The sequence below is a fragment of the Komagataeibacter kakiaceti JCM 25156 genome, assembly GCF_000613305.1.
This window is the reverse complement of sequence record NZ_BAIO01000107.1, coordinates 1-5,009: the sequence shown is the minus strand read 5'-3', so window position 1 is coordinate 5,009 and position 5,009 is coordinate 1. Positions and strand designations below refer to the sequence as shown.

General features: G+C 54.8%; 8 protein-coding genes. 1 reads left to right on the top strand and 7 read right to left on the bottom strand.

Features of this window, described 5'->3' with window-relative positions; genetic code table 11:
• Positions 1-224 precede the first annotated feature (224 nt).
• From JCM25156_RS28805 to JCM25156_RS07935, 7 genes are all read right to left on the bottom strand, one after another.
• On the bottom strand, positions 225-767 hold the full coding sequence (locus tag JCM25156_RS28805) for a hypothetical protein (protein ID WP_148299360.1): 543 nt from the start codon (positions 765-767) through the stop codon (positions 225-227).
• The gene (locus JCM25156_RS28800) at positions 755-1,168 is read right to left on the bottom strand and encodes a hypothetical protein (protein WP_148299359.1); all 414 of its coding nucleotides are present in this window, start codon (positions 1,166-1,168) and stop codon (positions 755-757) included. The genes JCM25156_RS28805 and JCM25156_RS28800 overlap by 13 nt, the downstream gene beginning before the upstream one ends.
• Before the next feature lie 81 nt (positions 1,169-1,249).
• The gene (locus JCM25156_RS30205) at positions 1,250-1,714 is read right to left on the bottom strand and encodes a hypothetical protein (protein ID WP_143221518.1); all 465 of its coding nucleotides are present in this window, start codon (positions 1,712-1,714) and stop codon (positions 1,250-1,252) included.
• Between the two features lie 118 nt (positions 1,715-1,832).
• A complete protein-coding gene (locus JCM25156_RS07950; RefSeq protein ID WP_221228961.1) occupies positions 1,833-2,270 on the bottom strand; it encodes a DUF29 domain-containing protein in 438 nt (145 codons plus the stop codon).
• Positions 2,267-2,866, bottom strand: coding sequence for a helix-turn-helix domain-containing protein (locus JCM25156_RS07945; protein WP_025812702.1), 600 nt, complete (start codon positions 2,864-2,866; stop codon positions 2,267-2,269). Before JCM25156_RS07945 ends, JCM25156_RS07950 begins: the two co-directional genes overlap by 4 nt.
• 136 nt (positions 2,867-3,002) lie before the next feature.
• Positions 3,003-3,731 carry a replication protein gene (locus JCM25156_RS22605; protein ID WP_242402547.1) on the bottom strand — a complete coding sequence of 243 codons (729 nt, stop codon included), beginning with the start codon at positions 3,729-3,731 and terminating at the stop codon, positions 3,003-3,005.
• Positions 3,728-3,985, bottom strand: a complete 258-nt coding sequence (locus tag JCM25156_RS07935; protein WP_025812701.1) for a mobilization protein — start codon at positions 3,983-3,985, stop codon at positions 3,728-3,730. Before JCM25156_RS07935 ends, JCM25156_RS22605 begins: the two co-directional genes overlap by 4 nt.
• Positions 3,986-4,199: 214 nt before the next feature.
• On the opposite strand from JCM25156_RS07935, the gene mobQ reads away from it, so the two are divergent.
• Positions 4,200-5,009: MobQ family relaxase (gene mobQ / locus JCM25156_RS07930; protein ID WP_025812700.1), on the top strand; the 810-nt coding region annotated here is incomplete at its 3' end.

Here is a 5,009-nt window from a genome sequence, read left to right as displayed (position 1 = left end):
CTGGCGGTCGGTCTGGCCCGGAAGATCGGGCAGCGGATGGAGCAGCAGCGGGAAGCCGAACGCCAGAGGCAGGAGCTGGCGCGTCAGGCCGAGATCAAACGCCAGCAGGACATCCGGGCGGCCGAGGAAGCCCGGAAAGCCGCCGAGAAGGACCGCCAGAAGCAGCTCCAACAGGAATTGGGTCAATCCTTGGGTCGCTCACGAGGACGGAGCAGGGGGCGGGATTATGATAACGGGCCAGATATGGGGTTTTGAGAGGTCGCAGAGGAGAGCGTATTCGAAGAGCTTGTGGGTTCTGATGTGTTTTTCTGGGTATCTGTTTGAGTTTTAATTGTTTTTTTGTCTGACGAGCTAAATAGTTCTTCGACGATTTCTTTGTTAAACTCCGCTTCCAAATCCTTAATTCCTCCAGAGAAAGACAAATTCTGGATGCCTAGTCCCATTGAAGACGAAACAGGAGTATTTTCGCTATTTAAGGCACGTCCGTTGGGTGTTTTGTCCAAACGTTCAATTAAATCTGAATGTCCAGTTAAATTAGATGATAGTTGGAAACTTGTTATCGTTCCGCTGTCAGTTTGAATGGTTGTTTCTTGAATATTGATTGCTAATGTGGATGAACCAGTCCATCCTACTACTCCGGAGATGGTTCCTTCTTTTTGCCAGAGGTCGAGTATTTTCGTCGCTATAGGGTTTGATCCTGTATATTCATTGTTAAAATGAAATTCTGGATTATTTAGATCAGCATAAGCAGCATTTATTTTTTGCATGAACGGACTGTTCTCCGTTTCTTGATCAAAGGAAAGATCAAGCCATAAATTCCATGATTGTCCATATATTCGTCACGCATTTCATCGGCCACTGCAAAAGCATTCCACTTTTCGGCATCTGATGTGGTGGTGCTGCTTATTATTTTCCCGAGGGCGTTATATATTTTTTGTATTGTTCCTGTAGAGTCTGAAATTATGTTGCTGCTGGTATTTGTATAATTTTGCGCCTCTTTAGATAAAACTATCTTGTCTTCGCCATTATCATTAAGGACGCTTGATTCTTCTGATGTATTGCTAACGACTGCTTTTTTGGAGTTGGTGTAATCCAAAAGATCACTTGTAGCAGGAGTATGAGACCATGTGGCGGACCACGAAAGGTTGGTCGTTGTAATGGTCGTCATCAAGTGCCCCTGCTACAGATTTTAATCCATTCTGGTTCTAAGAAAGAACAAATGGGTAATGAAAAGGTTAATAAATGGTGGTTATTTTATGGAGAAATAACCACCCAGATAGCCGACGCCACTCCATGGCCCAGACACTGGAGCGGTGCATGTCGGGAAATATGTTTCATTCGGGAATGACATTGGAAATGCTTGGTAGTTCGAATAATATTCATGGAGGGATGATGAATATGAGAGGATTATATTGAAGGAGCATCCATACTGTTGAGTGGTGGATGCTGATTTTACTTCAAATTGTATTGAAATATTCTGTTTATCTGGTCCTGATGCGTTTGCAATTGTACTGGTTGCCCCTGTTAGGACAGTAAGGAGTGGAATAGACGAAGGGGTAACACCTGATGTCGCAGTGTAGTTACTGACCAGAACACTTTGCGGAGAGCCATTAAAAAGCTGGATTTGGCCACCTGCTGCATGAGCCGTACTTGCAAAATGCAGGGTGGAGACCCCAATGATACCGAGCGAAAGCAAGAGATTCTTAAGGAACATGATCATTTCCTATTATTACTCTTGAACACTATGCCTATGGCAGCGGTATGTTGACACGTTCAAGATAGAATTAGATTAGTGATTTACTCATAAGTTATTCAATAAACATTCTGATGATTTAGGCTTCTGGCCAGAACTCTTCGTCCATCATCTGGTTAAAAGACCATGGGCAGACAGAGGGGAAAGTGCTTTCGGAAAAGCCGGTTTCTAGTGCTGCGTCACGGCGTGCGCGGCGGTAGGCTGTGTCAATGCTGGCTTCCAGCACACTCCTCAGGCTTGGATTGTCGGCCATATGATCGGTCAACGCATCGCGAGTATTGGCAATTGACAGACGCCATGAAGCGCCACGGCGCACAGGCTGGAACTCCCATTTGAGCAGATGGAGAAGCAGCACGGTCAGACGGCTGATGAGTTCGCGCTTTTCCGATTTGCCCATGCTCTCGATCTCCTCGGCGATGTGTTCAAGGTCAGCCTCGGAGAGCTTTCCGGCACGCAGTAATCCGGCCTGCTCGGTCGTCCATGCGTAAAAATCATGGTCGTAAAGAGTGCTGCTCATGATGCCCCCCCTTGGAGGAGTTCTAGTTGCATGGGCGGCCGGGTTTCCGCGGCCTGTGCCTTGCGGACGTCAAGCGAACCATTCCATGCCACGTGCGGGTTGATAAAATACACGGCGACACCTCGTCCCTGCATCCCTTCGATTTTGCGCCGTTCGCGGCGGATTACGCCCATTTTTTCCAGTGTACCCATGATTGTACTGACATGTTTGGGGGCACATCCAATCTTTTCGGCGAGCTGGTCGCGGGTGAGCAGTACTTCGCCAGTGTCCTGCCGGAGATTAAGCAACACTAGGTCGAAGGCATGGCGCACCTGATTGGGCCGGTCGTCAGATGGTAACTCACGGATGGCGTCCCAGATGGTGGCGGTCTGCATACGGCTCAACATGGTGAAACCTCCCGGCCAAAGCCCTTCGGTGGTGTCTGGTCGCGCGGCCTTCTGTAGCGCGTGTGTGGCCCTTGAGATGGCTATACGCGCCTCTCCGGGCAAATGCTTCAGGAGTTCTTCGGACAGGAGCGAGAGCTGCTCGGCCGCTTGTGCCGCTTCCTCCTGTCCGGATCGCTGCGGCTTGGTGGTGAGGCGCACAATCTGGGCCATGTTTCGCTCCCTGTGGAGAACTCGTTTTTAAGTCCCGGAATCCGGGATCAATTAGTCCCAGAATCCGGGACTTAAAACAAGAGGTTTTTCTTGGTTCTCTGCGGGGTGTGGCGATCCCTAAGAAAGAGAAAAGAATCTAATCCCCCTGTTGTCCCCCCTTTTCCCGGTGGAAAACTGCCATTTTGGGGTCTGGTCCGGCGCCCTGCGGTCGGGCTACGCCGCTCCCGCTCCGCGCTCGCCTGGACCCTGTGACGCCGGCAGAATCGGGCGAGAGAAAATGGCTCAGGAAGCGACGAGGGGGCTGGCCGGCTTTCCTCTCCCGATGACGGTCAGGGGATATACCAGCCTGCCATATTCCCTTTGGCGTCAGCTGGGGGAAGCAGACCCGTTTTCCGTCCCGTGTGGAGCGTTGCCAATCATGGCCCATGCACTGGCTGACGAGATCGAGGCTGCCGAGCTGGTCGAGGCCATAGGCCCGCTGTCCGGCCGGGGTGTTGGCCCAGCTCGCGGCGGCCTCCTGATTCCGGGCTTTCTGGTATCCGTCCGCGTGCCCGCTACTCCACCCGGCCCGTTGTCCGAAGAAATATCCCCCGCCAAACGCCACCAGAACGATCAGGAAGGCGGTCAGGCCCGTCCAGAGTAGGGAAGACCGTATTTCGGCTTGAGCGGCCTGTAGCGCCTTCTGTGAGGCTTTGGTGGCCTGTCCAAGCGCAGCCTGCATTTCGGTCGACCGGTCGTGTTCCTGCTGCCTTCGGGCCACCTGATCGGACTGGACGGCCCGGAGCAGGCGGTTTGTCTCTGCCATTTCCCGGCCGAGCTGGTCGAACGCGGCCAGCCCGTCATCCAGCTCGTGTTCGCCGGTCATGACCGGTCAGGCTCCGGCTTCTGCCAGCCCTCGAACGCCTTGTGGTCATGGTCGCGGGTGATGCGTTTCATCAGCTCGTCGATGACCCGGCCGAAGCGTTCATCCTTCCCGGCTGCGTCGATCAGGAGGCCCCCGAGGATGACCTTGCGGCGTGTGTCCCGTTTGCGTGCCTCTGCGGTCTGTCTGGCAAGCAAAGCCTGATACCGGGCCTTGGCCTGCTCGACCTGCTGTTTTGCCTTCTCGATGGGTGTCATTTTTTCTCCCGCACCAAGTGGGTGCAATGGTCTGTCGTTATTCCTGTCCCCGTGTGACCCTGTTGATGATACCCCATTTTCAAGAAGTTTCCTTGATTCGTCGTGAAGGCCAAATAACCCTTGCGACGAAGGAGTGAAGGGCGCACTTTAGCATTGTTCCAATGCGTGCGTCAGAGACGTTCCTTCCCTGAACCCTTCCTTATCCCGGTGAGTCGTGGCGATCTATCACCTGTCCGTCAAATCCATATCCCGTTCGGCCGGTCGCAGTGTCGTGGCTGCTGCTGCCTATCGTTCGGGTCAGGAATTGACGGACGAACGGCAGGGTCTGACGCACGACTACACCCGCAAACAGGGGGTCGAAGATGCGTTCATCGTGGCTCCTGATGGCGCGGGCTGGGCGCAGGACCGGAACGCCCTGTGGAACGCAGCCGAAGCGGCCGAGAAGAGGAAGGACGCCAAGACCGGCCGGGAATACGAGCTGGCGTTACCGGCCGAGCTGGACGCGGGTGCACGGAAAGAACTAGCCCGGGATTTCGCCCGTGAGCTGGTGGAGCGTTACGGGGTGGTGGCCGATGTGGCGATCCATGAACCCGGCCGGGAAGGGGATAACCGGAACCATCACGCCCATATCCTCACCACGACCCGGACGGCTGGGGCGGCTGGTCTGGGGGCCAAGACGCGGGTTCTGGACGTGGCCAGCACCGCCTCGGCCGAGATTGAGCATATGCGGGGCGTGTGGGCGCGCCAGGTGAACATGGCGCTGGAACGGCACCAGGTCGAACAGCGGGTAGATCACCGGAGCTTCGAGCGCCAGGGGAAGGAACAGGAGCCGACCCGGCACATGGGGGTGTCAGCGACCGCCATGGAGCGTCAGGCGGCCCGCGAGATCCCCGGCCGGAAGCCAGTGACGGATCTCGGGAAGCGGAATGCGGAGATCCGCGAGCGGAATCGGGTTCTTGAGGCGGCCCGCAAGGCCATGGAGAAGGCGCAGGAGTTGTTCTCCGGCCTTGAGAAGAAGGCCCGG